Genomic DNA, 12,634 nt, shown 5'->3' with positions numbered 1-12,634 from the left:
GAGAGGGGCGTAAACCAGTCAGCTCGGGGCAAGGGCTGGTTCACATGGGTGAAGGCCGGATCCGCCGAAGGGGGCGTCCGGTGGTTCAGTGGATGATCCCGGTACGCAGGGCCACGGCCACCATGCCGGCCCGATCGCCCGTTCCCAGCTTGCGGGCGATGCGGGCCAGGTGGCTCTTCACGGTCAGGGCGGACAGGCCCATGGAGACGCCGATCGCCTTGTTCGACTGGCCCTCCGCGACCAGCCGCAGCACCTCGACCTCGCGTCCGGACAGCTCTCGGTAGCCGCCCGGGTGGCTCGGGGCACCCGGGGGGCGGCGGTGCATACGGGCGGCGGCGCCGAGGGGAGCGGCGCCGGGCCGGGCGGGGAGCCCGATGTTGGTGCGGGTGCCGGTGACGACGTAGCCCTTGACGCCGCCGGCCAGTGCGTTGCGGACGGCGCCGATGTCGTCGGCGGCGGAGAGGGCGAGTCCGTTGGGCCAGCCCGCGGCGCGGGTCTCGGACAGCAGGGTGAGGCCGGAGCCGTCGGGGAGGTGGACGTCGGCGACGCAGATGTCGCGCGGGTTGCCGATGCGGGGACGAGCCTCCGCGATGGACGAGGCTTCGATGACATCGCGCACGCCGAGCGCCCACAGATGGCGGGTGACGGTGGAGCGGACGCGCGGGTCGGCCACGACCACCATGGCGGTCGGCTTGTTCGGGCGGTAGGCGACCAGGCTTGCGGGTTGCTCGAGGAGAACGGACACCAGGCCTCCTGGGTGGGGGGACGGGGCCGGCTTGTGGGGAGGAAGCCGGGACGAACCGTGCTTTCAAGGTCACAGTCGTCTTCGGCAGCAAACTCGTCCGCCTTTAGAGAATGATCACGATCTAGTGAGTAACAATCTGGGCAATTCGGACACGCGATCGATCATCCGAAGATCAAGTCGGTTCGAGCCGGTGCGATTCGAGTACGGAAAATGGCCGTATCGACAAAGAGACGGTCAATGAAGGGTCCGGCGCCGACCGGTCACCGGGGCTGCGGGCCCCTGCGCTGCGGCAGGGTCACCACCGAGGCGTCCCCCGGCCCGGCCGGCGGCAGGCCCGCGACCTGCGCCAGCAGATCGCACCAGGAGGCCAGGTGGGCGGCCGTGTCCGGCACCCCGCCCAGGCCCTCCCGGGGCGTCCAGGACGCCCGGATCTCGATCTGCGAGGCGGCCGGCCGCTCGGCCAGCCCGCCGAAGTAGTGCGAACTGGCCCGCGTGATCGTGCCGCTCGGCTCGCCGTAGCCCAGCCCGCGCGCCGCCAGCGCCCCGGTCAGCCACGACCAGCACACCTCGGGCAGCAGCGGATCGGCCGCCATCTCCGGCTCCAGCTCCGCGCGCACCAGCGTCACCAGCCGGAACGTGCCCCGCCAGGCGTCGTGCCCGGCCGGGTCGTGCAGCAGCACCAGCCGCCCGTCGGCCAGCTCCTGCTCGCCGTCCACCACCACCGCCTCGACCGCGTACGCGTAGGGGGCGAGCCGCTGCGGGGCGGGCGTCGGCTCCACCTCGACCTGGGGCCGCAGCCGGCTGCCGCGCAGGGCCTCGACCGCGGTGCGGAAAGCCGGCGGACCCGAGGCACCGGGGTGCCCGTCCGTCTCCTCGGTGTCCTTCACGTCGCCCGTTCCGTCAGCGCTGTCCGACATTCGTCCGTGAGCCGCAGCCATGCGGGGAAGAGTAAGGGGAACCGGGGCATCGTGCAGGGCAAGACACCCCCCTGCGGCCTACGCGGCTGAGCCCGCCCGGCGGGACACCGGCCAGGTCCCTGTCCGACGGCATGCGAAACTTGCCTCGTGACCGCCAATGACACCCCGCAGCCGACAGCGACGTACGACAGCGCCTTCCTCAAGGCGTGCAGGCGCGAACCCGTGCCGCACACCCCGGTGTGGTTCATGCGCCAGGCCGGCCGCTCCCTGCCGGAGTACCGCAAGGTGCGCGAGGGCATCCCCATGCTGGAGTCCTGCACGCGTCCCGAGCTGGTCACCGAGATCACCCTCCAGCCGGTACGGCGGCTCGGCGTGGACGCGGCGGTCTTCTACAGCGACATCGTCGTCCCGCTGAAGGCCATCGGCATCGACCTCGACATCAAGCCCGGCGTCGGCCCGGTCGTCGAACAGCCGATCCGCACCCGCGCCGACCTCGCCCGGCTGCGCGACCTCACCCCCGAGGACGTCTCCTACGTCACCGAGGCCATCGGCCTGCTCACCCGCGAGCTGGGCGCCACCCCGCTGATCGGATTCGCGGGCGCGCCTTTCACCCTCGCGAGCTACCTGGTCGAGGGCGGTCCCTCGCGCACGTACGAGAACGCCAAGGCGATGATGTACGGCGACCCCGAGCTGTGGGCCGACCTGCTGGACCGGCTCGCCGACATCACGGCCGCCTTCCTGAAGGTGCAGATCGAGGCCGGCGCGAGCGCCGTCCAGCTCTTCGACTCCTGGGCCGGAGCCCTGGCCCCCGCCGACTACCGGAAGTCGGTCATGCCGGCCTCCGTGAAGGTCTTCGACGCGGTCGCCGGGTACGGCGTCCCGCGCATCCACTTCGGCGTCGGCACCGGTGAGCTGCTGAGGCTCATGGGCGAGGCCGGCGCGGACGTCGTCGGCGTCGACTGGCGCGTCCCGCTGGACGAGGCCGCCCGCCGCGTCGGCCCCGGCAAGGCGCTCCAGGGCAACCTGGACCCGACCGTCCTGTTCACGGACAAGGACACCCTCGCCGCCAAGGCCCGCGAGGTGCTCGATGCCGCCGCCGGCCTGGAGGGGCACGTCTTCAACCTCGGCCACGGCGTCATGCCGAACACCGACCCGGACGCGCTGACCCGGCTCGTGGAGTACGTCCACACCGCCACCGCGCGCTGAGCCGCCGGCCGGCTCACCAGGAGTAGTGGGGCCGCGCGCGCCTGCCGAACAGCAGGCCGGGCGGCTCCGGCGGGGGCGGCGTGCCGGGCTTGAGCGGCCAGGCCAGCAGCATGCCCGCCACGAAGCCGACCACGTGCGCCGCGTACGCCACCGTGCCGGTGCCGGACACCCCGTGCCCCGACGAGTACACCGCCTGGAGCCCGAACCAGAAGCCCAGCACCAGCCAGGCGGGCAGCCTGAGCGGCAGGAAGACCAGGAACGGCACCAGGACCCACACCCTGGCCCTCGGGTAGAGGACCAGATAGGCGCCGAGGACGCCGGCGATCGCGCCGGACGCGCCGATCAGGGGCTCCGAGGAGGTGGCGTTCAGCAGCGCGAAGCCGTAGCCGGCCGCGTAGCCGCAGACGACGTAGAAGAGGAAGAAGCGGATGTGGCCCATCCGGTCCTCGACGTTGTTGCCGAAGATCAGCAGGAAGAGCATGTTGCCCAGCAGGTGCAGCCAGCCGCCGTGCAGGAACATCGCCGTGAACACCGACAGCGGCGGGGACTTGTCGTAGCCGGGCGGCCCGACGACGCAGCCCGGTCCGCCGGGGCCCAAACCGACCTCCCCGGTCGGCACGACCCGGGGCATCTGATGGTGGATCAGTTCCCGGGGGACCGCCGCGTAGTGGTCCATGAAGGCCTGAAGATGGCACAGCTGCGCCAGCTCGCTGCTGCCGGCCACGGAACCGGCTATGCCGGGCGTGGTGATGAACACGAGCACGTTGGCGGCGATGAGGGCGTACGTCACCCAGGGGGTGCGGCGCACGGGGTTCACGTCATGGACGGGGATGACCACACAGAAGTAGTGCCCGCGATCGGGCGTACGAATCGGTGAACGCCGCCGGGCGCGTGTGCGTATCCCTCCTCAACCGACGTGAGGAACAGGCGATGACGAACGCTCCGCAGGTTACGGCGATGCACGCTCTGCCCGACGGTGAGGCGGAGATCTCTCTGGTCGTACGGCTCCCCTGGGAGGACGTCGCGCGGCTCGGTCAGGAGGCGGGCCGGCTCGCCTCGCAGATGCAGCGGCCCGTGACACTGGACGAGGCGGTGAGCTACCGGCTGCGGTCCACCCGGCCGCCGGCGTCCCACGCGAAGCCCTCCGGGGAGCAGCCGGCGGCGGTCTCGGCCCTGCCGCGGATCACCGGCACGGCGTAGGCGCGTCGCGGGGTGCGGCGCCGTTGTGGCCGGTCGCGCGGTTCCCCGCGCCCCTTCGGCCGGTCAGCCTGCCCGTACCTTCGAGACGGCCTTCCTCGCCGCCACCAGGATCGGGTCCCACACCGGTGAGAACGGCGGGGCGTAGCCCAGGTCCAGGGCCGTCATCTGTTCCACCGTCATCTGCGCGGTCAGCGCCACCGCCGCGATGTCGACCCGCTTCGCCGCCCCCTCCCTGCCGACGATCTGCACGCCCAGCAACCGGCCCGTGCGCGACTCGGCGAGCATCTTGACCGTCATGGGGGCGGCACCGGGGTAGTAGCCGGCGCGGCTGGTCGACTCGATGGTGACCGTCTCGAAGCGCAGACCCACCCGGCGGGCGTCCTTCTCCCGCAGTCCGGTGCGGGCGATCTCCAGGTCGCAGACCTTGCTGACCGCCGTACCGACGACACCGGGGAAGGTGGCGTAGCCGCCGCCGGCGTTGGTGCCGATGACCTGGCCGTGCTTGTTGGCGTGGGTGCCGAGCGGGACGTACTGCTCCTGCCCGGAGACCAGGTTCAGCACCTCCACGCAGTCGCCGCCCGCCCAGATGTTCTCGTGCCCGCGCACCCGCATCGCGAGGTCGGTGAGCAGCCCGCCGTGCGCGCCGAGCGGGAGGCCGGCCGCCCGGGCGAGGGCGGTCTCCGGGCGGACGCCGATGCCCAGGACCACCAGGTCGGCCGGGTACTCGGCGTGCTCGGTGGCCACCGCGCGCACCCGGCCGTCCTCCCCGGAGAGGATCTTGGTGACCTCCGCGTTGTTCACCATGGTGATGCCGAGGCCCTGCATGGCCCGGTGCACCATCCGGCCCATGTCCGGGTCGAGCGTCGACATGGGCTCCTTGCCGCGGTTGACGACCGTCACCTCGAAGCCCCGGTTGATCAGCGCCTCGGCCATCTCGACGCCGATGTAGCCGGCCCCGACGACCACCGCCCTGCGGCCACGCGTGCGGGCCAGCGTGTCCAGCAGGGCCTGGCCGTCGTCCAGGGTCTGGACGCCGTGCACGCCGGGGGCGTCCACACCGGGCAGGTCCGGACGGACCGGGCGGGCGCCGGTGGCGATGACGAGCCGGTCGTACGGCGTCCAGGACTCCGCGCCGGAATCGACGTCACGCGCGCGTACCCGCTGTCCCGGCACGTCGATCTCCGTGACCTCGGTGCGCAGCCGCAGATCGATCCCGCGGGCCCGGTGCTCCTCGGGCGTCCGGGCGATGAGCCGGTCCCGCTCGGGGACCTCGCCGCCCACCCAGTACGGGATGCCGCACGCCGAGAAGGAGGTGGAGTGGCCGCGTTCGAAGGCCACGATCTCCAGTTCCTCGGGGCCCCTCAGCCGTCGCGCCTGCGACGCCGCGGACATGCCCGCGGCGTCGCCGCCGATCACGACCAGCCGTTCCCTGCCGCCGCTGCCCCGCTCACCGCTCATGCTCATGGGAACACGCTACGGGGCGCGGTTCCTCCCGTCCCGGCCGCCCTCCCGGGCTCCGTCCGGGCTCAGTCCCCGTCGTCCCGCTCGGCCGCCCCGGCGGAGCCCGGTGCGGGGCGGGCCGACGGCGGCGGGCCGAGCGCGGTCGTCGCGGGCGCGGGCTCCGCGCGGCAGCCGGGGCCGTACGACCCGCGGCCACAGCGGCACCAGCAGCGCGGCGAGCGCCACGAACGGCAGGGCCGCGCCGAGCGCCGGCGCGATCCAGCGCAGCACGCCGACGAACGCGTGCCGGCCGCCCGCCAGCGCGTCCGTGAAGCCCGGCGAGTCGTCCGCCTGCCGCACCGGGGTCTCGGACAGCGACAGGGTGATGGTGGCCAGGCTCGTCCGGTCCCTCAGGGACGCCTGCCGGGCCGGCAGCGCCTCCGGATCGGCCTGGCGGTGCTCGGCTCCCCCTCCAGGGCGACGACGTCGCTCGGCTTGGCCGCCCGGTCCATCAGCGCGCGGATCCCGGCCACGCCGGCCCGCTGTGACCTCGCCCGGCCGTCCACGTCCACGACCTGGTCGGTGACGTGGACCGCCTTGGCCGTGCGGTCGCCCCCCGGCCCGTTCCCCGGAGGCCGGTGAGGACCTCGTCGTACTTCCCGGTGGGCACGCGCGGCACGACCCGGTCCGCTCGTGCCCGTCGGTGTCCCGGCTCGTCGTCTCGTCGCCGACGTGACCGCCCGCGTCCCGCGCGGTCGTCCGGGCCGCCTCCAGGGCCCCCGGCACGTCCTTGACCTCGACGGTGAGGGACGCGGTGCGGATGATCGCGTCCGGGGCGAGCTTCGGCGTCCCGCGCGCGACCCCGGCGCCGGCCGCCTTGCCGCCGTCGGCCGTGCCCCGGAGGCGCCGGCCGCCTCGGCCTCGCTGCCCGAGGCGGCCTTGCTCTCAGAGGTGGCCTTGGAGGAGCCGCCCATGTCGTCGGCGCCGCCGCACCCGGCGAGCGCGAGACGGGCGGCGAGCAGGACCCCGGCCGAGGCCCGGCGGCGGCGTGCGGTGCGTGGTGTGCGCATGGGCGGTCCCCCCGAGGGCTGTGCGCTGTGACGGCCCTTCGACGGCAGACCGTGCGGAAACGTCGGGCGGCGCCGGTGCCGATGCGGTCACGGTCCGGACTCGCCTGGGACACCGCCTCCCGGCGGGAGTGTCGGTGGGGTCTGAGAGAGTGGGGGCATGAGCGCAACGGGTAGCAGCGCGCCGGGCGGGAGCCCGGGGCACGTCGTCGTCATCGGGGCCGGCATCGCCGGGCTGGCCGCAGCGCACCGGCTGCTGGGGCGCGGAGCGCGGGTGACCGTGCTGGAGGCCGGCGACCGCGTCGGCGGCAAGCTGCTGCCCGGCGAGATCGCCGGCGTGCGCGTCGACCTGGGCGCCGAGTCCATGCTCGCCCGCCGCCCCGAAGCGGTGGCCCTCGCGCGCGAGGCCGGCCTCGGCGAGCTGCTCCAGCCGCCCGCCACCGCGACCGCCTCGATCTGGACCCGGGGCGCCCTGCGGCCCATGCCCAAGGGCCATGTGATGGGCGTGCCCGGCTCCGCCGCCGCCCTGGCCGGCATCCTGTCGGACGAGGGCCTGGCCCGCATCGAGCGCGACGCCGACCTGCCCCGCACCGAGGTCGGCGACGACGTGGCCGTGGGGGAGTACGTGGCGGCCCGGATCGGCCGCGAGGTCGTCGACCGGCTCGTCGAACCCCTGCTCGGCGGGGTGTACGCGGGCGACGCCTACCGCATCTCGATGCGCTCCGCCGTCCCCCAGCTCTTCCAGGCCGCCCGCACCCACGCCTCCCTCACGGAGGGCGTCCGCGAGATCCAGGCGAAGGCCGCCGCCCAGCAGCAGACCGGGCCGGTCTTCATGGGCATCGCCGGCGGGGTCGGGCGGCTGCCGCCGGCGGTCGCCGACTCGGTGCGCGCGCGGGGCGGCGAGATCCTGACCGGCACGCCCGCGCGTGAACTGCGCCGGGAGGCGGCCGGCGGCTGGCGGATCACCGCCGGGGAGCGCGTGCTGCGCGCCGACGCCGTGATCGTCGCCGTACCCGCCCCGGCCGCCGCCGCCCTGCTGCGCGCCGAGGCCCCGGGAGCCGCCGCCGAGCTGGCCGCCGTCGAGTACGCCTCGATGGCCCTGATCACCCTCGCCTACCGGCGCGCCGACCTGAACCTGCCCGAGGGCAGCGGCTTCCTGGTGCCGCCCGTCGACGGCCGCACCATCAAGGCCTCGACCTTCGCCTCCCGGAAGTGGGGCTGGATCGCCGAGGAGGACCCGGACGTGGCCGTCCTGCGCACGTCCGTGGGCCGCCACGGCGAGACGGAGGTCCTCGGCCGGGACGACGCCGACCTGGTGGAGGTCTCCCGGCACGACCTGCGGGAGGCCACCGGCCTGGCCGCCGTGCCCCTGCGGACCCGGGTCACCCGCTGGACCGACGGCCTGCCGCAGTACCCGGTCGGGCACCACGCGCGCGTGGCCCGCGTCCGCGAGCAGATCGCCAAGCTCCCGGGGCTCGCGGTGTGCGGCGCCCAGTACGACGGCGTCGGCATCCCGGCCTGCATCGCGAGCGCGTACGCGGCGGTGGACCAGCTCGGCGGCGACCTCACCGGGGTCCGGGAGCTCACGGCCAACCCGGTGCAGAGCCTGCACGGCGGAGCGGGAGAATAGGGACCATGAGTGACGACGCCCCCACCACCGAGTCCGGCAGGATCCCGAACAAGGGCAAGCTGGCCAAGGACCTCAACGAGGTCATCCGCTACACCCTCTGGTCCGTCTTCAAGCTGAAGGACGTGCTCCCGCAGGACCGCGCGGGTTACGCCGACGAGGTCCAGGAGCTGTTCGACCAGCTCGCCGCCAAGGACGTGACGATCCGCGGCACCTACGACGTCTCCGGCCTGCGCGCCGACGCCGACGTCATGATCTGGTGGCACGCCGAGACCAGCGACCAGCTCCAGGAGGCGTACAACCTCTTCCGCCGCACCAGGCTGGGCCGCGCGCTCACGCCCGTGTGGTCGAACATGGCGCTGCACCGCCCCGCCGAGTTCAACCGCTCGCACATCCCGGCGTTCCTCGCCGACGAGACGCCCCGCAACTACGTGAGCGTCTACCCGTTCGTCCGCTCCTACGACTGGTACCTGCTGCCCGACGAGGACCGCCGCCGCATGCTCGCCGACCACGGCAAGATGGCCCGCGGCTACCCGGACGTGCGCGCCAACACGGTCGCCTCGTTCTCCCTCGGCGACTACGAGTGGATCCTGGCCTTCGAGGCCGACGAGCTGTACCGCATCGTCGACCTCATGCGCCACCTGCGCGCCTCCGAGGCCCGCATGCACGTCCGCGAGGAGGTCCCGTTCTTCACGGGCCGCCGCAAGGACATCGGCGAACTGGTGGCGGACCTCGCCTGAAGCGCCCCGAAGGGGCGCGGGGAACGGCGAGATCAGGCACGAACCCGCAGCCGACCGACGGCCTGAGCAGGCACCCCGGTAGTCGCGCCTAACGCCGGTCGGCTTTCCCCTTGAGCGCGTCCCGCCGAACGCTGTCGTCGGCCGGACCGCCGGAGGCGACCGGTTCGGGGCGCGGCGCGCACGACGCGTGCCGCGCCGGGACACGGCCCTCCAGCAGGTACGCCTCCAGGTACCCGTTGACGCACCTGTTGGGCCCGCCCCCGACGCCGTGGGTGCCCGCGTCCCGCTCGGTCACCAGCACCGAGCCGGCCAGCCGCCGGTTCATCTCCAGCGCGCCCTGGTACGGGGCGGCGGCGTCCCGCTCGGCCGCCAGGACCAGCACCGGCGGCAGCTCACCGAGCCCGGTCCGCACGTCCAGCGGCCGTTGCCGGGGCGCCGGCCAGTAGGCGCACGGCAGGTTCATCCACGCGTTGTCCCAGGTCTCGAAGGGCGCGACCCGGGCGAGGCGCGTGTTGTCCCGGTCCCACACCGCCCAGTCCGTCGGCCAGGGCGCGTCGTTGCACTCCACGGCCGTGTACACCGCGCTGCCGTTCTCCGCCTCCGCGGCGCTCTCCGGGCTCGGCGTGGCCAGCCGGACCAGCGGCTTCGGGTCGCCGCGCAGATACGCCGAGAGCGCCGCCGCGCGGCTCGGCCAGAAGTCGTCGTAGTACCCGGCCGCCAGGAAGACGTTCTGCAACTGGCCGGGACCGACCGTCCCGCCCGCCGCCTTCCCGGCCAGCCGTTCGCGCGCGGTGTCGTAGCTGCGCTGCACCCGCGCGGGCGTGGCACCGAGCCGGTACGCGTCGTCGTGCCGGGCGATCCAGTCACGGAAGTCCGCCCAGCGCTCCTCGAACGCCACCGACTGGTCCAGGTTGCTGCGGTACCAGATCTTCTGCGGGTCCGGGTTCACCGCCGAGTCCAGCACCATGCGCCGCACGTGGGAGGGGAACATCGTCGCGTAGAGCGCGCCGAAGTAGGTGCCGTACGACGCGCCCATGAAGGTCAGCCGGTCCTCGCCCAGCGCGGCCCGCAGGACGTCCAGGTCACGGGCGTTGTTGAGCGAGTTGTAGAACCGCAGCCCGCTCCCGGACCGCTGGGCGCAGCCGCGCGCGTACGCCTTCGCCTGCGCGATGCGCTGCCGCTTGTACGCCTCCGACGGGTGCGTCGGTGACGCGGTGGGCGCCTTGAAGAAGCGCTTCGGGTCCTCGCAGGACAGCGGCGCCGACCGGCCCACTCCGCGCGGGGCGTAGCCGACGAGGTCATAGGCGGCGGCGATCCGCTGCCACGCCGGGATCGTCCCGATGAGCGGGAAGTACATGCCGGAGGCGCCGGGGCCGCCCGGGTTGAAGACCAGGGCGCCCTGCCGGGGGACCCTGCGCTTGCTGTTGCGCGGGTCCTTGTGGGTGGCCTGGGCGCGGCTGACGGTCAGCCGGATCCGCTTGCCGTTCGGGTGCGCGTAGTCCAGCGGGACGCTCACCGTGCCGCACCGCACGCCGGCCGGTGCCTCCGGGACGTCGGCGGCAGCGCAGGGACCGAAGTCGATCCCGGCCGCCCGGGCGCGGGCCACGGCCACCGCGGTGCCGCGCAGCTCGGCCGCGCCGGGGGCGCCCACCGTGTCGGGGGTGCCGGTCGTGCCGCCCGCCGGGGCCGCGGCCAGGGTGGTCAGGAGCAAGGAACCGGCGGCCGAGTAGAGGGCGGCAGCTTTCATCGCGTATCCCTTCGGTGCGCGGCGGCGATGGCGGCTGCCATGGCCCGGCGACGACAGAAGGGATATTTCGGTCGACTGTGGGGGAAGGCAAGCACCGTCGGGCCGGTGTCGGCCCCAATGCCCCCTATGCGCCCCCGGAAGCCGCCTCTGGAAGCCGCCCCCCGGAAGCGGCTCCCGGTGGCCGCCCCCGACGCCGCCCTCGCTCCGCCGGATTCCGCCCGGGGGTTCTCACTCCCGCCAGGGCTGGTCGCGGTGGGTGAAGGCCGCGCGCAGCCCCGGTTCGCCTATCGCGCGGATGCCGCGGACGGCGACGGAGGTGAGGAACGACCGCTCGTCACCGGCCGGCTTACCGGCCAGCGCGCTCAGCAGCCGCTGCCCGGCAGGGGAGGCCCAGCGCGAGTACGGATGCACCTCGAACCGGGCGATGGCCAGACAGCTCAGCGCCAGGGTGAGGGGCAGGGCGAACCACAGGCCCACCAGCAGGCGGGGCGTCCCGGTCTGGACGGGCAGCAGTAGCGCGGTCACGCTCAGCGCGGCCACGGCGAGCACGGCGGCGCGTACCTGGCGGACGGCGGCGCCCACGGTCGTCCCCGTGCCCTCGGGCACCGCGAGACCCGCGCGGACCAGCCCGTCGGCCAATCGGCGCACGGCCTCGGCCCCGGCCGCCCGGGCCCGTACCGGCGCGATCCGCGACTGCCCCTCCGGCCCTATGGCTCCTATGACGGACCGCTCCATCTCGTCCCGCCCGCGCGGGTCCACGACCGTGGCCCAGCCGGTGTGCGCGAGCAGCAGCCGGCGCTGGCGGGCCATGGAGACCAGGGTCACATCGGCGACCCGCGCGGGACCGCCGGAGAGGAAGGCCGCCTCGTACAGCGTCAGATCACGCTCCCCGTCCGTCGGCGCGTCACGCACGTCCGTGGCTGCCGCGCGGACGGCCGTCAGGCACAGCCGGGTGCAGGCCGTACCGGCGAAACCCCAGGCCAGGAGCAGGAGAAGGACCCAGAACATGACGTGTTTCTATGTCAGAGGACCGGGCGGACGCCATGCCCATTTCACGATCCGGACGCAGTGTTGCCGGTCTGTGACGTTCCGCTTTCCGGGCTGGTCAGGGGTCCTGTGACGCTTGGTCCTGTGACGCCCGGCCCGCTGACGGATCGGCCGGTGACGGCTCGACCGGTGACGGCTCGACCGGTACGGCCGCGCTCGGGTCGACCTCTGCCGGGGTCGGCACCGGGGAGGCGGAGGCCGTCAGATCCCTGGCCAGCGCGGCGAAGTCGACGTACCCGGTCGCCTCCAGGACCTTGATGTGGTCCAGAACCGTCGCGTTGGCGTCGTCGGCGAGATCGCGGACCAGGGAGTTCTGGGTGCCGGCCCGGATCTGCGCGACCAGGGAGAACACCCGGCCGTGGGCGAGCCGGAGGAGGCCGGCGAACTGTCGGTCGAAGTCCTGGCCCTCGGCCGTGTCCAGGGTGGCGAGCCACTGCTTCTGCTGCTCGTTCGGCTCGTTGGGCAGGGCGATGCCGAGCTGGGTGGCAACCGTCCGGACGTGCGCGTCGAGGGAGGTGTGGCCGTCGACGAGGTGCCGGCCGGCCGTGCGGACGGCGGGCGTGGTCCCCTTCCGCTGCGCCAGCTCTCCGGCGGGCAGCTCCCACAGCCCGGCCAGCCGGACCCTGGTGACGAAGTCCCGGTCCTGCGCGGACAGCGGGCCGTACGGCGTCGTCACCGTCCGCGCGCTGAGCACGCTCGCGCTCGCCGGGCCGTCCTGCCGGTCGGCGTACGACCACAGCGGGACGAGCAGCGCGACGACCGTCGCCGCCAGGGCGGTGACGATGAGCCCGGTGCCGCTGAATATGCCTCGGCCGTTGACCGGGGGTCGCGGTCGCGGTCGCATGATGCCTCCTGCGCCGCACGCCGGGGGGTGCCTGGGGGTGGGTGCGGGGTTGGC

Annotated in this window: 12 protein-coding genes and 2 pseudogenes; 4 read left to right on the top strand and 10 right to left on the bottom strand. The window is 74.0% G+C overall.

The window, feature by feature from the left end; genetic code table 11:
- Positions 1-85: 85 nt before the first annotated feature.
- On the bottom strand, positions 86-745 hold the full coding sequence (locus IE273_RS05215; RefSeq protein WP_014675646.1) for a response regulator transcription factor: 660 nt from the start codon (positions 743-745) through the stop codon (positions 86-88).
- Between the two features lie 260 nt (positions 746-1,005).
- On the bottom strand, positions 1,006-1,683 hold the full coding sequence (locus IE273_RS05210; protein ID WP_189813948.1) for a DUF3000 domain-containing protein: 678 nt from the start codon (positions 1,681-1,683) through the stop codon (positions 1,006-1,008).
- A gap of 126 nt (positions 1,684-1,809) precedes the next feature.
- Between IE273_RS05210 and hemE the strand changes: the two genes are divergently transcribed.
- Positions 1,810-2,868: a uroporphyrinogen decarboxylase gene (gene hemE / locus IE273_RS05205; protein WP_189813947.1), complete on the top strand. Its 1,059-nt coding sequence runs from the start codon at positions 1,810-1,812 to the stop codon at positions 2,866-2,868.
- Between the two features lie 13 nt (positions 2,869-2,881).
- On the opposite strand, the gene IE273_RS05200 is transcribed toward hemE, so the two are convergent.
- A complete protein-coding gene (locus IE273_RS05200) occupies positions 2,882-3,706 on the bottom strand; it encodes a rhomboid family intramembrane serine protease (protein WP_189813946.1) in 825 nt (274 codons plus the stop codon).
- Positions 3,707-3,825: 119 nt separating this feature from the next.
- On the opposite strand from IE273_RS05200, the gene IE273_RS05195 reads away from it, so the two are divergent.
- On the top strand, positions 3,826-4,068 hold the full coding sequence (locus IE273_RS05195; RefSeq protein WP_189814179.1) for a hypothetical protein: 243 nt from the start codon (positions 3,826-3,828) through the stop codon (positions 4,066-4,068).
- Positions 4,069-4,131: 63 nt separating this feature from the next.
- Here IE273_RS05195 and IE273_RS05190 read toward each other — a convergent pair whose 3' ends face one another.
- From IE273_RS05190 to IE273_RS44900, 4 genes and pseudogenes are all read right to left on the bottom strand, one after another.
- Positions 4,132-5,532 (bottom strand): FAD-dependent oxidoreductase, encoded by a 1,401-nt coding sequence (locus IE273_RS05190; RefSeq protein WP_189813945.1) that lies wholly within the window; start codon positions 5,530-5,532, stop codon positions 4,132-4,134.
- Positions 5,533-5,541: 9 nt separating this feature from the next.
- Positions 5,542-5,907, bottom strand: a pseudogene (locus IE273_RS44910) (DUF4349 domain-containing protein); the annotation flags it as partial.
- Positions 5,908-5,918: 11 nt separating this feature from the next.
- A complete protein-coding gene (locus IE273_RS44905) occupies positions 5,919-6,074 on the bottom strand; it encodes a hypothetical protein (protein WP_308437025.1) in 156 nt (51 codons plus the stop codon).
- Between the two features lie 175 nt (positions 6,075-6,249).
- A pseudogene (locus IE273_RS44900) lies at positions 6,250-6,294 on the bottom strand (hypothetical protein); the annotation flags it as partial.
- Between the two features lie 441 nt (positions 6,295-6,735).
- On the opposite strand from IE273_RS44900, the gene hemG reads away from it, so the two are divergent.
- Positions 6,736-8,205, top strand: a complete 1,470-nt coding sequence (gene hemG / locus IE273_RS05180) for a protoporphyrinogen oxidase (protein WP_189813944.1) — start codon at positions 6,736-6,738, stop codon at positions 8,203-8,205.
- A gap of 5 nt (positions 8,206-8,210) precedes the next feature.
- Positions 8,211-8,942, top strand: coding sequence for a hydrogen peroxide-dependent heme synthase (hemQ, locus tag IE273_RS05175; RefSeq protein ID WP_189813943.1), 732 nt, complete (start codon positions 8,211-8,213; stop codon positions 8,940-8,942).
- Between the two features lie 88 nt (positions 8,943-9,030).
- Here hemQ and IE273_RS05170 read toward each other — a convergent pair whose 3' ends face one another.
- The 3 genes from IE273_RS05170 to IE273_RS05160 form a co-directional block, all read right to left on the bottom strand.
- Positions 9,031-10,689, bottom strand: a complete 1,659-nt coding sequence (locus IE273_RS05170) for an alpha/beta hydrolase (RefSeq protein ID WP_189813942.1) — start codon at positions 10,687-10,689, stop codon at positions 9,031-9,033.
- Between the two features lie 228 nt (positions 10,690-10,917).
- The gene (locus IE273_RS05165) at positions 10,918-11,697 is read right to left on the bottom strand and encodes a TIGR04222 domain-containing membrane protein (RefSeq protein ID WP_189813941.1); all 780 of its coding nucleotides are present in this window, start codon (positions 11,695-11,697) and stop codon (positions 10,918-10,920) included.
- A gap of 97 nt (positions 11,698-11,794) precedes the next feature.
- Complete coding sequence (locus tag IE273_RS05160; RefSeq protein WP_189813940.1) at positions 11,795-12,580, bottom strand: DUF4142 domain-containing protein; 786 nt, start codon at positions 12,578-12,580, stop codon at positions 11,795-11,797.
- Positions 12,581-12,634 lie beyond the last annotated feature (54 nt).

The sequence above is a fragment of the Streptomyces olivaceoviridis genome, from assembly GCF_014650115.1.
Taxonomy (GTDB): domain Bacteria; phylum Actinomycetota; class Actinomycetes; order Streptomycetales; family Streptomycetaceae; genus Streptomyces; species Streptomyces olivaceoviridis.
This window is presented reverse-complemented; position numbering and strand designations above follow the sequence as displayed.